General features: G+C 41.4%; 16 protein-coding genes. 8 read left to right on the top strand and 8 right to left on the bottom strand.

The genetic code is table 11. The annotated features are described in order from the left end of the window. Positions 1–344: 344 nt before the first annotated feature. From ABZB17_RS03145 to miaA, 6 genes are all read right to left on the bottom strand, one after another. Complete coding sequence (locus tag ABZB17_RS03145) at positions 345–1,889, bottom strand: RagB/SusD family nutrient uptake outer membrane protein (RefSeq protein ID WP_372648062.1); 1,545 nt, start codon at positions 1,887–1,889, stop codon at positions 345–347. A gap of 23 nt (positions 1,890–1,912) precedes the next feature. Next, positions 1,913–5,161 (bottom strand): TonB-dependent receptor, encoded by a 3,249-nt coding sequence (locus ABZB17_RS03140; protein ID WP_372648061.1) that lies wholly within the window; start codon positions 5,159–5,161, stop codon positions 1,913–1,915. Positions 5,162–5,354: 193 nt separating this feature from the next. Then, entirely contained in the window at positions 5,355–6,554 is a 1,200-nt protein-coding gene (locus ABZB17_RS03135; RefSeq protein WP_372648060.1) for a FecR family protein, read from the bottom strand. Positions 6,555–6,722: 168 nt separating this feature from the next. Continuing rightward, entirely contained in the window at positions 6,723–7,334 is a 612-nt protein-coding gene (locus ABZB17_RS03130) for an RNA polymerase sigma factor (RefSeq protein WP_372648059.1), read from the bottom strand. A 144-nt stretch (positions 7,335–7,478) separates the two neighbouring features. Further along, the gene (locus ABZB17_RS03125; protein WP_372648058.1) at positions 7,479–7,658 is read right to left on the bottom strand and encodes a hypothetical protein; all 180 of its coding nucleotides are present in this window, start codon (positions 7,656–7,658) and stop codon (positions 7,479–7,481) included. A gap of 43 nt (positions 7,659–7,701) precedes the next feature. After that, positions 7,702–8,625: a tRNA (adenosine(37)-N6)-dimethylallyltransferase MiaA gene (gene miaA / locus ABZB17_RS03120; protein ID WP_372648057.1), complete on the bottom strand. Its 924-nt coding sequence runs from the start codon at positions 8,623–8,625 to the stop codon at positions 7,702–7,704. Positions 8,626–8,775: 150 nt separating this feature from the next. On the opposite strand from miaA, the gene ABZB17_RS03115 reads away from it, so the two are divergent. The 3 genes from ABZB17_RS03115 to ABZB17_RS03105 all read left to right on the top strand — a co-directional run bounded on the left by ABZB17_RS03115 (position 8,776) and on the right by ABZB17_RS03105 (position 13,210). Further along, complete coding sequence (locus ABZB17_RS03115) at positions 8,776–9,402, top strand: copper homeostasis protein CutC (RefSeq protein ID WP_372648056.1); 627 nt, start codon at positions 8,776–8,778, stop codon at positions 9,400–9,402. Positions 9,403–9,436: 34 nt separating this feature from the next. Further along, positions 9,437–10,915: an alpha-L-fucosidase gene (locus tag ABZB17_RS03110; RefSeq protein WP_372648055.1), complete on the top strand. Its 1,479-nt coding sequence runs from the start codon at positions 9,437–9,439 to the stop codon at positions 10,913–10,915. A gap of 687 nt (positions 10,916–11,602) precedes the next feature. Beyond that, positions 11,603–13,210 carry a SulP family inorganic anion transporter gene (locus ABZB17_RS03105; RefSeq protein WP_372648054.1) on the top strand — a complete coding sequence of 536 codons (1,608 nt, stop codon included), beginning with the start codon at positions 11,603–11,605 and terminating at the stop codon, positions 13,208–13,210. A 122-nt stretch (positions 13,211–13,332) separates the two neighbouring features. Here ABZB17_RS03105 and hydE read toward each other — a convergent pair whose 3' ends face one another. Continuing rightward, the gene (gene hydE, locus ABZB17_RS03100; RefSeq protein WP_372648053.1) at positions 13,333–14,412 is read right to left on the bottom strand and encodes a [FeFe] hydrogenase H-cluster radical SAM maturase HydE; all 1,080 of its coding nucleotides are present in this window, start codon (positions 14,410–14,412) and stop codon (positions 13,333–13,335) included. Between the two features lie 368 nt (positions 14,413–14,780). Here hydE and ABZB17_RS03095 point away from each other — a divergent pair, with 368 nt between their 5' ends. The 5 genes from ABZB17_RS03095 (at position 14,781) to ABZB17_RS03075 (ending at position 18,828) form a co-directional block, all read left to right on the top strand. Further along, on the top strand, positions 14,781–15,026 hold the full coding sequence (locus ABZB17_RS03095; protein WP_045026309.1) for a TM1266 family iron-only hydrogenase system putative regulator: 246 nt from the start codon (positions 14,781–14,783) through the stop codon (positions 15,024–15,026). Positions 15,027–15,062: 36 nt separating this feature from the next. Next, entirely contained in the window at positions 15,063–16,454 is a 1,392-nt protein-coding gene (hydG, locus tag ABZB17_RS03090) for a [FeFe] hydrogenase H-cluster radical SAM maturase HydG (protein ID WP_372648052.1), read from the top strand. A gap of 96 nt (positions 16,455–16,550) precedes the next feature. Then, complete coding sequence (locus tag ABZB17_RS03085; protein WP_372648051.1) at positions 16,551–16,925, top strand: GxxExxY protein; 375 nt, start codon at positions 16,551–16,553, stop codon at positions 16,923–16,925. A 19-nt stretch (positions 16,926–16,944) separates the two neighbouring features. Then, a complete protein-coding gene (locus tag ABZB17_RS03080) occupies positions 16,945–18,339 on the top strand; it encodes an aspartate ammonia-lyase (protein WP_372648050.1) in 1,395 nt (464 codons plus the stop codon). A gap of 189 nt (positions 18,340–18,528) precedes the next feature. Further along, positions 18,529–18,828 carry a hypothetical protein gene (locus tag ABZB17_RS03075; RefSeq protein WP_372648049.1) on the top strand — a complete coding sequence of 100 codons (300 nt, stop codon included), beginning with the start codon at positions 18,529–18,531 and terminating at the stop codon, positions 18,826–18,828. Between the two features lie 55 nt (positions 18,829–18,883). Here ABZB17_RS03075 and ABZB17_RS03070 read toward each other — a convergent pair. Next, the coding region (locus ABZB17_RS03070; protein ID WP_372648048.1) for a hypothetical protein at positions 18,884–19,111 on the bottom strand (228 nt) is incomplete at its 5' end.

Genomic DNA, 19,111 nt, shown 5'->3' with positions numbered 1-19,111 from the left:
ACCGACCTTTTGCCGGTGGCTATTATTCGTAAAACCAATTCCGGCCTCTCCGGAATAGTATTTTTCATTAGCAGTTCCCACATGGAATAACCTATCCGATGTTAATACTCCACTTAAGAAGAGCTAAAAGTGATGAATAAATCCTGTTCTATAGTATTTAGTTGGTTGATTAAAAAGTCACGCGGATGTTAAGTTAGCTTCCGCACTTATCAATGTTTTTTAGTAATGCTTCACAAATCGATAAGCAAAGATTCTGTATAGAACAATACTTTTCAAATTCTAATTCAGTAAACCATTACCGGCGTACCGGTAATGGTTTTTCAATTAAACTTATCTAACTTAAACTAGTAACCCGGATTTTGTACCAGATTCTCATTTACATCTAATGCTGAAGTTGGCAGCGGGAATAATGCTTTGGTAGCATCGGTGGCAGGTTTTTCCTGATATGATTCGGTAAATTTACCAAAGCGTACAAGGTCCTGACGGCGTAATCCTTCCCAATACAACTCGTAACCACGTTCATTCAGCACATCGTCCAGTGTTAAACTTGTCAGAGCAGGTAAGGTACTTCCCTCAGCACTCCTTTTCGAGCGGATATAGTTAATATCTTCCAAAGCCTTTGTTTCGTCGCCACTGCGTAAATAGGCCTCGGCCCGAATTAAATAGATATCAGAAATACGCATAATTGGCACATCATTTGGCGATGAAAACTGTCGCTCAGTGTCAGGATTTGGGGCAAACTTGATTACACGAACACCGGAATTCTCAGGAGAGCTGGCAAGATTGATCTCGGGAACAAATATTAATGGATCGCCATTACGTTGCTTCAACGCAGTTCCGTCCACACCGTACTGTTGACCAACCAGGAACCCCTGATTAAAACCGGTTTCACTTTTAATTCTATCGTCGTAATACCGGGCATCAGCTTCCTTATCCCATGTATTAAAAAAAGTTGAGGTGGTAGACGGCCCGTTCCAGGTACTTGTATAATTTCCGAACAGCTGACTATAGTGCAGCGTAAAGTTTACCCAAACACTGCCACTTCCCATGTCAACATTATCGTCCATAGGAATCCGGAAAATAAATTCCGGATGTTCCGCTACATCTTTCTGAAACATACTCCAGTAATCATCAGCCACGGTAAATGTTCCGGAGTTTATCAGCTGGTTGCAATAATCAATGGCTTCTGTCCATTTTGTTTCTCCCCCGTAAACCTCGTAGTTCAAATATAATTTTGCGAGTAAGGCTTTTGCGGCTTCCTGAGTAACGCGCTCAGATCCAACTTCGGCTTTAGTTTTTAAGTTAGGAAGAACAGCTTTTACCTCATCAATAATCCAATCCGCTGCTGCTTTCTGGTCCAAAACTTCAGGTGAAACCGAAAAATCCAGATCATCTGCCTCGCGAAACGGCACCTGACCAAAAAGATCATTGATTAAATACATAAAATAAGCCTTCAGAAAACGTGCTTCGTAAATGTATTGTTCTGAAGTTGATGTTTGTTCAAATTGAGCAATGTAATATATCGCTGTATTCGCTCTTGAAACGCCTTGATTTAGAGCATCCCAAACATTTTTGAGACGGATATGATCCGACGTCCACGTGTGAAGGTGCAATTCCATCCAGGCACCATTATCGTACCAGTCGGTTCCACGTGTCGGAATGATAACCTCATCGGTTGTAACTTCCTGCAAAGCCCAGTAGTCATACCACTCAATCGTTCGTCTTAAACTTCCGTACGGTGGATTAATCAGCGACTCTATATTATCAGGATTATTTACAAGATCTGCTCCAAGCTGTTCATCAAGTACGTTTTCTTCCAAATCGGTACATCCTAGTGTAAAAAACATTCCGATTATGGTTATCAACAATATTATCTTATACTTTTTCATAATTAATCGTCTTTAAAGTGTTACTAAAACTGAAGGTTTACACCAAATGTAAATGTTCGCGGTTTCGGATACGATGTATAATCAATTCCCATTGAAGGCACACCGTTTTCGTCTGCAACAGTATTAATTTCAGGGTCGTAGCCGGTATAATCGGTAATTACCAATATATTATTTCCAGTTACATAAACGCGTGCATTACTTAACCAATCGATCGATTTGGTGTCGAAAGTATATCCTACAGTAAGGTTTGACAAACGCATAAATGAAGCATCTTCAATAAAACGTGATGAGAAAGCATTTGAGTTATCGGGGCTTTCATTTGATTCGTATACTTCTTTGGTTACGTTAAAGCCTTTATCAAGTGGTCCCTTCAGGAATAGTGCATTGGCCGTATTATTATATACTTTATTACCAACAGATCCGTACCAGAACATGCTAAAATCAAATCGTTTGAAATCGATGCTCGTAGAAAGACTATACGTGAAATCTGGCAAGGCAGAACCCAAATATTCTTTTACTGCAACGCCTTCATTGTCGGTTTTATAAATACTTAAACCGTTGGAGTCCAATCCCTGGTAAACCATTCCGTAAAATGTACCCACTGGTTCTCCATTGGTAATAATTTGTACTCGCGTACCAGATAATCCCTGTCCACTTGCGTTTCCTGTTTCGATTAACTGAACCGGCAAATCTTTTACTTCGTTTTTGATGTAAGCGAAGTTTCCACCAAGTTCCCACGAAAAATCATTTTTATCTACAATCAACCCATTCAAACCTAATTCAAATCCGTTATTTACAATTCGAAGATCAGGAACATTTTGCCATTGTGTTTGTGTGGCTGCCGGTGCTTTTGCAGGTATCTCCAGAAGTACATCTTTGGTTGATTTGCTGAACACATCAATTGTTCCATTTAATCGATTGTCGAAGAATCCAAAGTCGATTCCAATATTTGTTTGGAGCGTTGTTTCCCACTGAATATCAGGATTCGGAGTACGTAAGAAGGTTATACCCGGGCTTAAAGTGCCGTTAAAATATCCATTTGCCGAAGGAGTTGTTCCAACAGCCAGTAACGATATTTTATCTGGAATTTCCTGGTTTCCTGTCATTCCCCATCCCAAACGAAACTTCAGGTTACTAAGCGACTCCATGCTTTGCATAAAATCCTCTTCCGAAACACGCCAAGCAAAAGCTGCCGACGGGAAAAATCCGTACTTTTTGTTTTCTCCGAATTTTGAAGAACCATCCATCCGGCCGGTAAACGTTAACAGGTATTTATCTTTGTAGCTGTAATTTATCCTGCCGAAGAACGATTGTAACTCGCGCTCATAAGCCGACGAATTAACAATTGCCGACGAGAAATTTCCATATTGAAGGTTATCGGTATATTTTATATCATCCACCTCAAAACCATTCACATTCATTTCGGTTGTGGTGAATTTAATAAATTGATAAGCATGTCCGGCAAGGAAATTGAAACGATGATCTTCGTTTAAGGTTGTTTCATAGGTTAGATAGTTCTCAATTAATTTGTTATTTGCAGCAACAGTATTAATATTCGCCTCTCCTTTGTTAACCAGATAACTTAATTCCTGATCCTGATTTACACGACGTTCAGCAACTGTCCGGTCTAAACCTATATTTAGTTTGTATTTCAGATTTTTAATGATCTCATATTCGGCCGATCCGTTAAAGATAATACGGTCAGTTAATGTCTCATCATCAACCAAATCAAGCATTGCTCTTGGATTTCGCTGATCGTGTGCATGCTGATAATAACTTCCGTCGCTGTTAAAAACGGGGTAAGTAGGATTCAGTTTCAGAGCCGACAAAATCAAATCTCCTTCATAACCCGATCCATCCTGTTCGGTAATGGGCGACCTTGAATCGATAATATGCGATGCGATCAATGTTCCCCCAATTTTCAGTTTCCCTTCAAAAAGGTCCTGCGAAACTTTAATTTTTCCGTTTATTTTCTCCTGTCCGGTTTTATCAACAATACCTTCCTGGTCGAGATAACCAAGAGATGCCTGGTAAGTAAATTTATCGGTACCTCCACCAAACGATAGGTTATGACTTTGAGTTATCCCTGTTCTGTATATCTCATCCTGCCAGTCGGTGCTTGCTCCAAGGTCTAACAATTTAGTTCCATCGGCTTTTGTATACGAGCGGAACTCACTTGCCGAGAGCATATCAAGTTTTTCACGAATTTGAGAAACTCCCATGTATCCATCATATGATAATGTACCTTCTCCTTTTGTTCCTTTTTTAGTGGTAATAATTACTACACCATTGGCACCGCGTGCTCCGTAAATTGCCGTTGAAGAGGCATCTTTAAGAATATCAATGGATTCAATATCTTCAGGATTTAAAAAGCTAAGCGGGTTTTTACTTGAGCCACTTCCATAACCGGCTGCACTTCCTCCGGTTGGTGTTATATCGGCGTTATCCAATGGAATTCCATCAACTACATACAATGGCTCCTGACCCGAACGTATTGAGTTCGATCCACGAATACGTACTGACATGCCTGTTCCGGGCTCACCACTGTTTTGAGTAATATTTACACCCGAAACTCTTCCCTGCATCATTTCAACCGGGTTGGTAGCCACACTCTTATTCATATCATCTTCGGTTAAGCGGTTGGTAGCTCCGGTAAGGTCGCTTTTGCGTTGCACACCATAACCAATGGCCACTACTTCATCGAGTTCCATTACGTCTTCCTGTAGAGCAATATTAAACAACGACTGGGTACCGATTAGCACCTCTTGTGTCTGAAATCCCACAAAAGAAAATGAAAGTATTTCTGCATCAACAGGAATATCAAGTTCAAAATTTCCATCGAAATTTGTTACCGTTCCGATGGTCGTTCCTTTTACAACCACTGATACACCTGGAATTGGTTGGCCTCCGGCATCATTAACAACACCCGAAACAGTTCTGTTTTGCTGTACCGACAAAGCGTCAATTACTTCTGTTTCACGCGCAATGGCAATTTGCCTGTCGCTAATAGTGTAAGTAAGATTAGTTTCTTCCAGTGCCTTGTCCAACACACTTTCAACAGCAACATCGTTAACTTTCACATCAACCCGTTGGTTTGGATTTACAATATCGTCGGAATAGACAATAATAAATTCACTCGATTTTTCAATTTCGTGAAACACTTGTTTAAGTGTAACATCATTCAGATGCATTGAAAATCGTGCTGTTTGCGAATAAGTGTTTGCACTAACGGCAAACATAGAAGTTAGTAGCAGGATAATAGTTAGCCTCATGATAAGGAATGTTTTTTTGACAAGCCGAGATTGCACGGCAATGCCATTCTTACAAATTTTATTCATAAATTTAAAGCGTTTAATTAAAGATGTTAATTAATTATTCTCATTGAACCGGCAGGTGGTACGAACACCTTCCGGTTCATTTTTTTAGTTAGATAGTATTGACTTGGTTTTTACATAGGCAAGAAGTTTAATTTGGTTTTACGATAAAATAATCTCCATTTTGTTGTTTTCCCCAATCGATCGGTACAAAAGCCTGAAGCACATCCAATACTTCTGAAATATCACTCTTCAGGTCGAGCTTTCCTGAAATTTTATATGTACCAAGCAGGGGATCTTTTATATGAATTTGTTTGTTGTAATATCTTTCAAGTCTTCGAACTACGCGGCTAAGATCTTGCTTATTGCAGTTGAACATCCCTTCTTTCCATGAAGTGTAACTGTCTACCTCAATATTATTTATGTAGTTAACGCCACTTTCTTTATCGAGATAGAACATTTGATTTGGAACCAGAACCATCTTATTTTTTCCTGATAATAAGCCTGATTTTTTCGATTCGATACTTACACTTCCTGTAACCAGCACGGTTTGAAACATGTGGTCATCAGGATAAGCCAACACATCAAAACTTGTTCCCAGTACCTCAACATCGGCATGTTCGGTGCGAACAACAAATGGTACATGTTCGTTATGTTCAACCTCAAAATAGGCTTCGCCAATTAGCAATACTTCACGTTGCTTTTTATCAAATACCGAGGGATATAATAATTGACTACCTGCGTTCAGCCAAACACGTGTTCCATCACTTAGGGTTACCTGCGAACTTTTTCCGTATGGTATGATAACCCGGTTTGTAACCGGCTCATTTGTTTCTTTTGATTGCTGAATAGTATCATTATCGATAATTATCTTGTTTCCCGTTGCATCATATTTTATCTCGGAATCTTTCGAATTTAATGGAATTGATTTTCCGTCGGATAGAATGATTTGGGCTTCATCAAAGTTTAGCGGCTCAGTTTCTGCAATTGTAAATTCTGTTTCTTTGTCAGCCTCGTTATAAAAATAGTAACTCAGGGCCCCGGTTGTAAAAACAAGTAAGAAAACTGCCGCATATTTAAGAATCGTTAACAGGCTGGTTCTTTTATTAACTGACTGATGTTTTACATTGTTCCATATCGAAAAGACTTCATCAAGACTTAACTCTTCATGTGAAAACCTAAAATGATCGAAAATTTCAACTGCTTCATCTATCTCTTCCTTTTTTTCGGGATGTTCCTCAATGAAAGTGTCCCAATAAAGTTCAGCATCAGAATCTGATTTCAATAACCATTGAATAAACGAGTCGTCGTTTAAAAAATCAGTAGAACTATATAATTTGTATTTATTCATTACTGCATCAACACTTTAACGTACAACAAAGGCCTTAACAATTTTGCTTCTTAAAGTTGAAAAGCGCCAAATATCAGTGGCCTCAACTATCATTATAAGACAGCACCTGCCAATGTGTTGATACTTCTTTTTAAAAAAATAACATGTTGAACAACATGTTAATGCAGATCACCAAGCCAACCGGGGGAATAGAAAAAATAAGAAGTTCGAAATCCGCTTTTTATCACTATGTATTACATTCCTAACCTTTTTAACGGCCCTGCTTATTAACGATCTGGATGATTGCTCCTCCAGATGGAGCACCTCAGCAATTTCTTTATGGCTTAAGCCAAAATAAAAACGAAGATATAGTGCCTCCTTTTGCCTGCTTGTAAGCGATTCGACTGCAGATCGGACAGCAAGCGTTTTTTTGGAGTAATTATCATTCTCGAATGCTTGCGTATCCAGCTTTTCAAAACCTACTTCAAAACGATAGTCCCCACGTTCCATCACTTGTTCAAATTTACTTGAACGAATTGTCTCACGCACAATTTTTCGCTTCAGGGAAGTAAACAAATATGCTCTTACATTGTCGGTTGGACTAAGTTTTGTCCGGGTTTGAATGAGCGTTACAAAAAGATCCTGTATACAATCCTTGATCAAAGACTTGTCGACACTAAATTTGCAACCAAATACATACAGGTCATTTACATTGGTGAGATATATTTTGGAGAGTGCTCCTTGATTTCCATCAAGAAACTCCTTCCAAAGTTTTGCATCTTCTTTTTGATTCGGATACATTTAGTTAATGATAGTTAGTGGAATACAAAGGTATGCTTTTTAAAAAGTAAAAAAAACACTACAACTGATACACATAAAACATAATGTATCCAGGACAAGTAACTACAGCGTTCAGTATGAGAAAAATACTGCCAGAATAGTACTCTATTTTAGTCGGTATTGCTGTTTTATTTCAGCACGTTCAGTTTCATCCAACGATTTCATATACCCTTTCCAGCCCGGGCACCAGTTAATGTGCCAACGCCAAAAGCGGCCGGCAAAAGATTTTGGTTTTTCATCGTACTTGGCACGAAGTGTACAATCTGCGCAATTTGATTCAGCCATGACAATTCGGTTTAAATGATTATTGATCGTTATCTTTTCCTTTTTACGAAGGTTTTTCTAACAGTTTCAAAATTTCACCAACTTTTTCATCCATTGGCAAGTGCCCGTTTATCCAGTGAATTTTTGTTCCCCGCTTTTCCATTCCTCTGAACCACGTCATCTGGCGCTTGGCAAACTGATGAATGGCTATCTCCAACTTGCTGAACATCTCATCAAAACTCAACTCTCCTATTAAATGTAGGGTCAGAAATTTATATTCAAGCCCATAATAGATCAGTTGCTCCGGTGTTAAACCTGAACCGAGCAATTTCTGCACCTCGTCCAGCATTCCTTCATCAAGTCGTTGTCTTAAGCGGGTGGTAATTCGCTGTCGGCGCATTTGCCGGTCGAAATCAATCCCAACATTCAGGCTGTTTATTTCGGGCATTTCCGAATCTTCCTGCGGGTGTTCACGATAATAATGTTCTATTTCAATGGCACGAATCGCACGTCTGTCGGTTTCCACATCGGTTTCATTGTGCAATTCAGGCTTTAAATCTTTCAGAATTTTGGTGAGTTCTTCCAGGGATTTTCCTTCCAGTTCTTTTCGCAATTCTTTATTCGGCGGAACTTCAATTAACCGGTAGTTTCGTAAAACCGCCTCCAAGTATAAACCACTGCCACCGCACAACACCGGAAATTTTCCGCGCGATTGTATCTCGTTGAAAACCTTAATAAAATCGGTCTGAAAACGATAAACGTTGTAATGCGCACCGGCATCTTCAATGTCAACCAAATGCGACGGCACTTCCACGCCATCAACAAAATAATCTTCGTAATCTTTTCCGGTGCCAAGATCCATTCCACGATATACCTGTCGTGAGTCGGCCGATATAACTTCTCCGTTTAACTGTGCGGCCAAATGTGCAGCCAATCCGGTTTTTCCGGTTGCCGTTGGGCCTAGTATTGTAACTAAATTGGTTTTCAAAATTCCCTAGTTTTAGCCACAAAATAACAAAATATAAGTGGCTTATCCATTTTTCAATTACTTTTTAAATTATTTAAAAAACCATCTCTGTTTTTATAAATCATTGTCGTAATATTTATCTTTGATGCCATTATACGAAAAAACCAGAGAATGATAAAAGAAGCATGTGTTGAATCGTTAAAAGAAGCCTTGCTTGCTGAAGAGAAAGGCGCCAATCGAATTGAGTTATGTGCAGATTTGGCCCATGACGGACTCACTCCAACTTTTGGTTTGATGAAAAGAACCGTGGCTGCCCTAAAGATTCCGGTAATGGTTATGGCACGACCACGTGCCGGCGATTTTGTTTATTCGGATGTTGAACTGGTACAAATGAAAGTGGCCATTAATTACGCCAAAGAAGCAGGCGCTGCGGGCATCGTGTTAGGCTTGTTAACGAAGGAGAATCAAATTGATGTGGAACACACTAAAATGCTGGTTGAATATGCACAACCGCTGGAAGTTACTTTTCATAAAGCAATCGACGAAATGGACGATCCGGTAGAAGGCGTACGCGTTTTAAAAACCATCCCCAATATTAAACGCATTCTTAGCTCGGGCGGCAAAGCCACAGCGTTTGATGGACAGGAGGTAATCCGCAAAATGATTGCCGAAGCAGAAGGAAGAATTACCATTCTGGTTGCCGGAAAAGTAACTAATGAAAACGTTAACGAAATTCAGCAGCTTACGGGCACAACTGAATTACACGGCCGTAAAATTGTTGGCGACCTGACATTATAGAAATTTATTCAAACAAAACCTAAATAATCGAACTATGAAAAAATTACTGGTACTACTTCCGGTGTTTCTGGCATTCATGGTAAATGCCCAGTTGGAACATGAAATTACCGGCTACGAGTGGCCAACCGATCAGGCAGTGCTGGATAAACTGGAAGAATGGCAGGATTTGAAATTTGGATTACTGATGCACTGGGGAGCCTACAGTCAGTGGGGAATTGTGGAATCGTGGTCGATTTGCCCCGAGGATTACGGGTGGTGCGAACGCAAAAAAGGAAGTAATCCCAACGATTATTTCACCTACAAAAAGGAATATGAAAACCTGAAATTGTCGTTTAACCCAACCGGTTTTAATCCGGATGACTGGGCAAAAGCAGCTGCCGATGCCGGAATGAAATACGTGGTTTTTACCACAAAACACCACGACGGTTTTTGTATGTTCGACTCGAAATACACCGATTATAAAATTACCAGTCCCGAGTCTCCGTTTAGCTCGAATCCAAAGGCAAATGTTACCAAAGAAATTTTTGATGCTTTCCGCAACGAAGGATTGTGGGCAGGTGCCTATTTCTCGAAACCCGACTGGAACAGCCCCTTCTATTGGGATCCTAAATTCCCGCCGCTGGATAGAAACGTAAATTACGATCCACGACTTTATCCTGAAAAATGGAACAAGTTTGTGGATTTCACGCACAACCAGATTATGGAGCTAATGAGCGATTACGGAAAAATCGACATCCTGTGGCTCGATGGCGGCTGGGTTTGCAAACAATCGGATGAGGCTTTGGAAGAATATTATGAGGGTCGCCATGCCGAAGCCCCGGGAGGTTTTATTAAAAACCGCGTAATCGATCAGGATATAAAAATGGATGAGCTTGCTGCCAAAGCCCGCGAAAAACAACCCGGATTAATTGTAGTTGACCGTGCGGTGAAAGGACCGAACCAAAACTACCTGACACCGGAAAATAAGGTACCGGAGACGCAACTTCCTTACCCATGGGAAAGCTGTATTATTGCCGGTGGCGGCTGGTCGTGGGTGCCGGATGCAACATTCATGACACCAAAACAAGCCATTCATATGTTGATTGATATTGTGGCAAAAGGCGGAAACCTGTTGTACAATATTGCTCCCGGCACCGATGGGAGATGGCCCGAAGGAGCTTACGAATTACTGGCTGCCATGGGCAACTGGATTGACGTAAACGGAGAAGCCATCTACTCAACACGCGCCATTCCGCCATATAAAACCGACAATATTTGTCTGAGTCAGCAAAAAGATACAAAAGCAGTTTATGCGCTATATCTTGAAGAAGAAGACGGTAGCGGTCTTCCTGAGACATTTACGGTAAAAGGAATAAAAGCGGCTAAAAATGCCAAACTTACGCTGCTGGGTGCCAAAGGCAACCTAAAGTGGCAAAACACCAACGATGGGGTACAAGTTACCATCCCTTCCGGCATTCGGAAAAACCTGCCTTGCGATTTAGCCTGGGTTGTAAAAATATCGGTGATAGAATAAGACAATTCTTTTACAATGTTTTGAATGTAGATCTTCAAGGTTTTAAAAACCTTGAAGGTCTTGAAACAAACCGCACGGAAACGGAAAAAACGAGGCGGACATGGCATTTTACGCCATAGTGTGGCATTCCCGGATGTTTTTTCTGATTTACAGCCGGTACAATTGCTCCTCTGATCGGGTTTTCAAGTTTCCAGCCCGTACAATTACATTTTCAGACGGTACAATTACATTTTCAAACGGTACAATTACATTTCTGATCGGGTTCTTGCATTTCCTGATGGTACAATCGCACTTCCGGATGGTTTTTGGCATTTTCAGGCAGTACAATTTCTTTTCCGGCCGGTACAAATGCTTTTCTGATCCGGCCGATGCGTTTCCTAAAGGTTTTGTGGCAAATCAGCGAAAATCTGTCCAAGCCGTGTTATCAGCGTTCACCCTTTTCATCACTTTACCCCTACATTAACAATCCCTCGTCACATATGCTCTACAACATATTTTCTAAAAATTTGCTCTATTTTCGCGCCCTTTAATTGCACGAACAATTAAACGAATAGTCTTTTTGAATTTTTATTGATAATCCCCCGGAACGAGACTTCTGGAGAATACAAAACCATCTTCTCCAACCAGCCATAGTGCTGGGGTCTCCCACCTTCCGGGTTTTTCCACACCAGAAAACAAGTAGAAAGAATGAAGTTTGAATTTAAATTTATAGATAAGAAGCAGGGAAGCATAAAAGACGATATCCTTTCGGGATTAACCGTTGCACTGGCACTGGTACCCGAGGCGGTGGCTTTTAGTTTTGTGGCAGGCGTGTCGCCAATTGTTGGATTGTACGGTGCGTTTATGATGGGACTGATCACTTCCATATTTGGAGGCCGCCCCGGAATGATATCGGGAGCAACAGGAGCGATGGCCGTTGTAATGGTTAGCCTGGTACAACAGGGTAACGCCATGGGTGACGGACAAGGTTTGCAATACCTGTTTGCCACATTAATTCTGGCCGGAACGATACAGGCACTTTTTGGCTTTTTCAAACTCGGAAAGTTTATTCGACTGGTGCCTCACTCGGTAATGATGGGCTTTGTAAACGGATTGGCCATTGTCATTTTCCTGTCGCAGCTGAATATGTTTAAAGCCGGTGGCGAATGGTTAAGCGGAACGCCTTTGTACACCATGCTTGGGCTGGTTGGCCTAACCATGGCGATAATGGTTCTTCTCCCAAAACTAAGTAAGGCAATTCCTGCGGCGTTAGTCGGAATTTTGGTGGTTACTGCCATTGTAATTTTCGGTAATATTGAAACGGAAACAGTACGGAGTTTTATTCAAAGTGGTGGCGGCGACAGTATTAAAGCCGGCCTGCCTACGTTTGATGTACCTGTTATTCCATTCAATCTTGAGACCTTAAAATTGATCTTCCCATTTGCACTGATACTTGCAGCAGTTGGACTGATAGAATCTTTAATGACACTGAACCTGGTTGACGAGCTAACCGAAACACGTGGTAGCGGAAACCGCGAAGCTGCGGCACAGGGATTGGCCAACATTGTTAACGGATTTTTTGGAGGAATGGGCGGTTGTGCCATGATCGGGCAAAGTATCATCAATATAAAATCGGGTGGACGTGGCCGTTTATCGGGTATTGTTGCAGCTGTAATGTTGCTGGTTTTTATTTTGTTCGCCTCATCGTACATTGAAATGATTCCGATTGCAGCGCTGGTTGGTGTGATGTTTATGGTGGTAATTGGCACCTTTGCCTGGAGTACTTTTAACATCATCAATAAAATTCCGGTTTCCGATCTTATCGTAATCATTCTGGTTACCGGACTTACCGTGGTTTTCGATCTTGCCATTGCAGTACTGGCAGGTGTTGTGGTTTCGGCGCTGGTATTTTCGTGGGAAAACGCCAAGCGTATTCGTGCCCGCAAAAGTGTTGACGAGCACGGCATTAAACACTACGAAATTTTTGGCCCTCTGTTTTTTGGATCCACTGCACTTTTCCAAAGTAAGTTTGATGTGCAGAACGATCCGAATGAGGTTATCGTTGATTTTAAAGAGTCGCGTATTGCCGATCAGTCGGCAATTGAAGCCATTAATAAACTGGCCGAGCGTTATCAAAAAGCAGGTAAAACAATCCACCTTCGCCACCTAAGCCACGATTGTATTAAACTGGTGAAAAAAGCAGAAGCTATTTGCGATGTAAATGTAGTGGAAGATCCGAATTATTTTGTGGCCATCGACCACTACAACAAGTTAATTAAGTTGCAGGCGAAATTGAATGAAAATGCAACCTCGTAAAAATTACGAACGCTGATTACAAAGATTCTTCTGATTTTCACAGCAAAAAAAGGATCCGATCCCTCAGAGAGATCGGATCCTTTTTTATAATTTTAATTCAGCGAAATTCTGCTAAATCAGTGTTATCTGCGTTCCATTTTCTTTCGGCTCTGAAAATGTTTCGAGTCACCCCATTCGCCATAACCAATTTCCGAACCGGCCATATGAATTCTTGCCTCCAGACAATTACGGCACAATTCAGCATCCTCATCCAAACAGGGTTTATTTTCGTAAAGTTGATATTCTTCGCGGTACGCCGTTGGCGTTAAATTCGGCATAATTACATTGGCACCAATGGCCAGTGCTTTTTCACGTCCTGCCGGATCAATGGCCTGCAACGCGGTGGCAGCAGCAATATTAATATCGGGCATTAACAAGCGTAAAACAGCAATCATATTCAGGGCCAGATCAAAACGTTCCTGCTTTGTTTTTAGCAGGTGACGATATTGATATAAAGGCGTGTCCTCATGCTCGAGATAAGGTCCCATTCCACACATATCAATATCGAGTTTTTTGAAAAACAAAAGATCATCGGCCAGGTGTTCGTAGGTTTGAAATGGCAGGCCGATCATTATTCCTGTTCCAACTTGATAGCCGGTTGTTTTTAAACTACCAAGTGCTTCGATTCTCCGTTCAAACGAATGCGTATCATTATCAGGATGTATCTTGTAGTAAAGTTCGCGGTTCGATGATTCGATGCGCAACAAATAACGGTGTGCACCGCTTTCGAACCAGCGACGATAGGTTTCCATGCTTTGCTCTCCGCAACTTAGGGTAATTCCCAACTCACCGTTCGAAATCTGCTTGATTTTTTTCAGCAAATCATCAACCCGTTTTATAAATGCCGGCGACGATAATTCGCCCGATTGCAACACCACCGAAGCAAAACGATTTTCCCAGGCAAAACGGCACGATTCCAAAATCTCTTCATCGCTCACGTCGTAGCGAAGAACTTTGTCGTTTCCTTTACGAATGCCGCAATACAAACAGTCTTTGGCGCAAATATTCGAAAACTCCACCAAACCACGGAAATAGACTTTATTCCCCGTTTCTTTTACCTTCACCTCCTGTGCCCGCTTTAAAAGTGCGGTGCGCTCTTCACCTGTGGTTTTTAGTAATTGTATGATTTCCTGTTTATCCAAACCAACTATTTTGAGCCACAAAAATATGCTTTTCTGTGCAATAAAGCTCAAGAACGAAACGGTATGTTATGTTTTAGAACAACGTTGCATAACATTAGCACATTACAACATTTCTCATGTTAGTCAATGGAAATTAAATTTACTTTTGTAGCTACAATCCTGCGGGAAGGCCACGGCTGACTTTAGGGAGAACAAGGCAAAAACAAAAAGACAAAGTTGAGATCAGCTTTGCTGGGCGAATTGAAAATCGGCCACAGCCAAATCCCGACTTAAACGTCGGGTGCAAAAGTCTTTCAATTCCTTTATCTCCATTATTTCCCGCAGAATTTAATTGATTAACTGAGTATGCAGTATTCTCATTACTAAGTACTCAAATCTCAATACTAAAAATGAAACGACTGGGTTTTGTGGGCATAATAATTGAAAACCGCGAGAAGTCTTCGGGAAGCGTAAACCAGGTTCTTAGTCAATATTCTGAACTTATTCTGGCACGCACCGGCCTGCCCAATGCAAGAGAAAACTATTCCGTTATTACACTGGTAATTGATGCCACAACCGATGAACTGGGCCAATTAACCGGAAAACTGGGAAACATTCCGGGTGTATCTGTAAAATCAGGACTTGCAAAAAAATAGAAGAATAAAAACCGATCTTTTAACTCATAAAGAAATATGTACAACGTACCTGCCGATTTTATTAACGAAACAAAAGTTTGGGAAACACTGGAGCAAAACAAAAATCCCGAACCCGCACAAATTAAAGAAGTGTTGACCAAAGCTGCCGAAATGAAAGGTTTAAACCTGGCCGATGTAGCAATTTTAACTTCGATCAGCGATCCGGAGATGCTGGCCGACCTTTTTAATACAGCCAACACCGTTAAAGAAACCATTTATGGCAAACGTCTGGTATTGTTTGCGCCACTTTACATTTCGAATTTATGCGCAAACGAATGTTTGTACTGCGCTTTCAGGGCAACAAATAAAGAAATCGACCGCCATGCACTTTCGCAGGAACACATTGCCCGCGAAACAGAAGTGCTCATCAACCAGGGACATAAGAGAGTCTTGCTTGTGGCCGGCGAATCCTATCCGAAAAAAGGATTTGATTATGTATTGGAAGCGATTAGAAGCGTTTACAGTGTTAAAAATGAACATGGCGAAATTCGCCGGGTGAATATAAATGTGGCTCCGCTCACCGTTGACGAATTCAAACAGGTAAAAGCAGAAGGTATTGGTACCTACCAGATCTTCCAGGAAACCTACCACCGCGAAACCTACCAAAAAGTACACGTTGGCGGTAAAAAACGCGATTACAACTGGCGAGTATGGGCTTTGCACCGCGCCATGGAAGCCGGTATCGATGATGTAGGAATTGGTGTGCTGTTTGGCCTGTTTGACTATCGTTTTGAAATTATGGCAATGATGCAGCATATTTTTGAGCTGGAAGATAAATTTGGTGTTGGCCCGCACACCATCAGTGTTCCGCGTATGGAACCGGCAACCAACAGCGATATGGCATCGCACCCGCCATTTCCGGTTTCGGATATCGATTTCCGTAAGATTGTGGCCATTCTTCGATTGGCAGTTCCTTACACCGGAATTATCATGTCGACACGCGAAACCGCCAAAATGCGCCGCGATACTTTTGCATTGGGCGTGAGCCAGATTTCAGCGGGAAGTAAAACCAATCCCGGAGGTTATGAAGAAGCCAATGAAATCTCAGGCCAGTTTAGTCTTGGCGATCACCGTCCGCTGGATGAAGTGATTCGCGATGTGGCATCAATGGGTTACATTCCGTCGTTCTGCACAGCCTGTTATCGTATGGGTAGAACAGGTCAGGATTTTATGGATTTGGCAAAACCGGGCGACATTCGTTTGCACTGTGCTCCAAATGGTCTGAGTTCTTTTAAAGAATATTTACAGAATTATGCATCGCCGGAAACCCGTGAAATTGGCGACCAGCTAATTCGTGAAACCATTGCAGGAATGAGCGGCATAGCAAAACAACGCGCTGAAAAACTTTTAAACCGCGTAACAGCCGGACGCGATGATGTTTATTGTTAAAACAGCCGCACCGTGATTCGCAGGATTTGCCTGATTACCTGATTCCTTAATTAATTGTATTTTAGTGGGTAAACTTGTGGCTCAGCAAATACAATTATGGAATTTGAAGAATTAACGCACAGAATTATCGGGTGCGCCATGCAGGTACACCGAACTTTGGGAAATGGTTTTCAGGAAGTAATCTACCAAAGGGCATTGGCACTTGAATTTGATCACGAGGGAATTGAGTACCATAGAGAAAAAGTAATGTCGATATATTACCGCGATTTAGAAATTGGCAAACGTAGGGTAGATTTTTTTGTTGAGAATAAAATCATGGTAGAATTAAAAGCAGTTATAAATCTTGAAGAGGTGCATTTAGCTCAGGCAATGAATTATCTGGAGGCTTACCATATGAAAATTGGTCTTCTTATAAATTTTGGCAGTAAGAGTTTAACATTTAAACGTGTTCACAATAACAAAATCATGTAATCCTTCAATCAAGCAAATCATGGTCAAAACAAGAGAAGAAAGTGACTTTATTGGAAAGAAACAAATCCCTGCCGCTGCGCTTTGGGGCATTCATACAGCTCGCGCGGTAGAGAATTTCCCCATCTCGGGGCAGCGTGTTCATCCGGAGCTTATTAAAGCTTACGGCGAGGTAAAACTGGCCTGCGCACAAACCAATAATACACTCGGATTTTGGGGAGATAAAACAAAAGCTGAAGCCATTGAAAAGGCCGCTTTTGAAATGAGCCAGGGTTTGCTGAATGAACACATTTTGGTAGATGCCATGCAAGGCGGAGCAGGAACTTCTACCAATATGAATGTAAATGAAGTACTGGCTAACCGTTCCCTGCAAATTCTTGGAAAAGAGTTGGGCGATTATGCCACCATTTCTCCGCTTGATGATATCAATCTGCACCAAAGTACAAACGACACCTACCCTACGGCACTTAAAATTGCTGCCATACGTTTATTGCGCGAACTGGAACAACATGTGCTGAAACTTCAGGAGGCTTTTCAGCAAAAAGAGAAGGAATTTGCGCACATCGTAAAAATTGGCCGTACACAATTGCAAGATGCAGTTCTCACAACGTTAGGCCGTGAAATGAGCGCCTATGCTGAAGCTTTGAATCGCGATCGCTGGCGCATATATAAATGCGAAGAACGATTGCGCGTGGTAAATCTTGGTGGAACAGCTATCGGCACCGGACTTGGTGCACCAAAACAGTTTATTTTTAGGGTTGTCGACAAACTACGCGAAAACACCAACATTGGCCTGGCTCGTAGTGAAAATCTGATAGACGGAACACAAAACGCGGATGTATTTGTAGAAGTGTCAGGCATATTAAAAGCATGTGCTGTTAATTTACTAAAGATCAGCAACGACCTTCGTTTGCTGTCGAGTGGTCCGCATGCCGGACTGGGAGAAATTAATCTTCCGCAACTTCAGGCGGGTTCGTCGATTATGCCGGGAAAAGTAAATCCGGTTATTCCGGAAGCTGTGGCACAGGCCGCCATAAAAGTTATGGGCAATGATCAGGTGATAGCACAAGCATGTAGCGCCGGAAATCTCGAACTCAATCAGTTTATGCCACTTATTGCCCACACCTTTCTTGAGTCGATTGATTTACTTAAAAATGCCTGTAAATTATTCAGCGAAAGATGTGTTTCAGGTATAACCGCCAATGAAGGGGTTTGCCGGACGCATGTAAATAACTCAACCGCGGTTATTACCGCGATTGTTCCTGCGATTGGTTACGAGCGTTGTTCCGAAATCATAAAACTGAGTAAAAACAGCGGCTTATCCATTAAGGAAGCAGCCTTAAAATCAGGGCATTTAACTGCCGACGAGTTTGATCAATTGATCACTCCCGAAGCAGTTTGCCGCCTGGGCAACTAAACCTTAACATTTTTAACAACACATTAACATACTCTTAACTACCTGTATTCATGATACTTACTCAGCTCATGAAGAATAAAGACTGATTTATCTCATTCTCTGCTTGCTTTTGATCTTTTTAGTTATTAATATTGAGTCTAAATAAACATAGAGACAAATAAATTACTTTAATAACTAAAATTTTGAATCATGAAGAAAGTATTATTTCTATTAGCGTTCGTTGCAGTTTACGGTGTATCATTAGCAATGACTGAAGCAACAGTTGTTACCAACGATGAAATCGTTCAGGTTGTAGACAACGCAGAGAAAGTAGAGAAAGAAAAAGAAGCTAGCAAGAAAGCCACAAAGTCTGAAGCAAAAGCTGACGGATGTTCAGGAACTGATGCAAAAGCGAAAGCAAAAGCTGACGGTTGCTCAGGTGAGAAATCAGCTGAAAAGAAAAGTGACTGCAGCAAAACCTGCGGTGGCGAAAAATCAGGTAAATCATAGTTGATTACCATTCATAAACAAAAGTCGTTCATTAATTACTGAGCGACTTTTTTTTTTAAGCCAGGCTCATATAAACAGGTACAGCTATAATCATCCTCCGGCTTCCTTCGGCAGCCACCTCCATAAAAAGGATTGACCAATTAGGGATCACCCGTAAAATCCGGTGGAATAAAAATTTTATAGAAGCAAGAGAAGAACTGTAACTTTCTGCCTGCCGGCGGCTTTCATCTTTGCCCCCGACGAAATGTCGGGATTTCCGCTTTGCTCCAACTTGAAGCAAAGA

It is taken from the genome of Draconibacterium sp., assembly GCF_041583095.1.
Taxonomy (GTDB): Bacteria; Bacteroidota; Bacteroidia; order Bacteroidales; family Prolixibacteraceae; genus Draconibacterium.
This window is presented reverse-complemented; position numbering and strand designations above follow the sequence as displayed.

Coding starts and splice junctions, on each gene's coding strand:
- ABZB17_RS03145 (WP_372648062.1), bottom strand. CDS start 1,889: ATGAAAAAGTATAAGATAATATTGTTGATAACCATAATCGGAATGTTT.
- ABZB17_RS03140 (WP_372648061.1), bottom strand. CDS start 5,161: ATGAGGCTAACTATTATCCTGCTACTAACTTCTATGTTTGCCGTTAGT.
- ABZB17_RS03135 (WP_372648060.1), bottom strand. CDS start 6,554: ATGAATAAATACAAATTATATAGTTCTACTGATTTTTTAAACGACGAC.
- ABZB17_RS03130 (WP_372648059.1), bottom strand. CDS start 7,334: ATGTATCCGAATCAAAAAGAAGATGCAAAACTTTGGAAGGAGTTTCTT.
- ABZB17_RS03125 (WP_372648058.1), bottom strand. CDS start 7,658: ATGGCTGAATCAAATTGCGCAGATTGTACACTTCGTGCCAAGTACGAT.
- ABZB17_RS03115 (WP_372648056.1), top strand. CDS start 8,776: ATGATAAAAGAAGCATGTGTTGAATCGTTAAAAGAAGCCTTGCTTGCT.
- ABZB17_RS03110 (WP_372648055.1), top strand. CDS start 9,437: ATGAAAAAATTACTGGTACTACTTCCGGTGTTTCTGGCATTCATGGTA.
- ABZB17_RS03105 (WP_372648054.1), top strand. CDS start 11,603: ATGAAGTTTGAATTTAAATTTATAGATAAGAAGCAGGGAAGCATAAAA.
- ABZB17_RS03095 (WP_045026309.1), top strand. CDS start 14,781: ATGAAACGACTGGGTTTTGTGGGCATAATAATTGAAAACCGCGAGAAG.
- hydG (WP_372648052.1), top strand. CDS start 15,063: ATGTACAACGTACCTGCCGATTTTATTAACGAAACAAAAGTTTGGGAA.
- ABZB17_RS03085 (WP_372648051.1), top strand. CDS start 16,551: ATGGAATTTGAAGAATTAACGCACAGAATTATCGGGTGCGCCATGCAG.
- ABZB17_RS03080 (WP_372648050.1), top strand. CDS start 16,945: ATGGTCAAAACAAGAGAAGAAAGTGACTTTATTGGAAAGAAACAAATC.
- ABZB17_RS03075 (WP_372648049.1), top strand. CDS start 18,529: ATGAAGAAAGTATTATTTCTATTAGCGTTCGTTGCAGTTTACGGTGTA.